The sequence below is a fragment of the Pseudomonas sp. MD195_PC81_125 genome, assembly GCF_014060985.1.
Classification (GTDB): Bacteria; Pseudomonadota; Gammaproteobacteria; order Pseudomonadales; family Pseudomonadaceae; genus Aquipseudomonas; species Aquipseudomonas parakoreensis.
The window spans coordinates 1-883 of the sequence record NZ_JABULD010000858.1 but is presented as its reverse complement, the minus strand read 5'-3'; the positions used below and the strand labels follow the sequence as shown (position 1 = coordinate 883).

General features: G+C 51.3%; 1 rRNA gene. It reads left to right on the top strand.

What is annotated here, in order from left to right:
- Nucleotides 1–883 (top strand): 23S ribosomal RNA (locus HT737_RS29805); the annotation flags it as partial.

Here is an 883-nt window from a genome sequence, read left to right as displayed (position 1 = left end):
CCCAAAGTTATGGTTAAGTGGGAAACGATGTGGGAAGGCTTAGACAGCTAGGAGGTTGGCTTAGAAGCAGCCACCCTTTAAAGAAAGCGTAATAGCTCACTAGTCGAGTCGGCCTGCGCGGAAGATGTAACGGGGCTCAAACCATACACCGAAGCTACGGGTATCACGCAAGTGATGCGGTAGAGGAGCGTTCTGTAAGCCTGTGAAGGTGAGTTGAGAAGCTTGCTGGAGGTATCAGAAGTGCGAATGCTGACATGAGTAACGACAATGGGTGTGAAAAACACCCACGCCGAAAGACCAAGGTTTCCTGCGCAACGTTAATCGACGCAGGGTTAGTCGGTCCCTAAGGCGAGGCTGAAAAGCGTAGTCGATGGAAAACAGGTTAATATTCCTGTACTTCTGGTTATTGCGATGGAGGGACGGAGAAGGCTAGGCCAGCTTGGCGTTGGTTGTCCAAGTTTAAGGTGGTAGGCTGAGATCTTAGGTAAATCCGGGATCTTAAGGCCGAGAGCTGATGACGAGTTACCTTTCAGGTGACGAAGTGGTTGATGCCATGCTTCCAAGAAAAGCTTCTAAGCTTCAGATAACCAGGAACCGTACCCCAAACCGACACAGGTGGTTGGGTAGAGAATACCAAGGCGCTTGAGAGAACTCGGGTGAAGGAACTAGGCAAAATGGCACCGTAACTTCGGGAGAAGGTGCGCCGGTGAGGGTGAAGGACTTGCTCCGTAAGCTCATGCCGGTCGAAGATACCAGGCCGCTGCGACTGTTTATTAAAAACACAGCACTCTGCAAACACGAAAGTGGACGTATAGGGTGTGACGCCTGCCCGGTGCCGGAAGGTTGAATTGATGGGGTTAGCTAACGCGAAGCTCTTGATCGA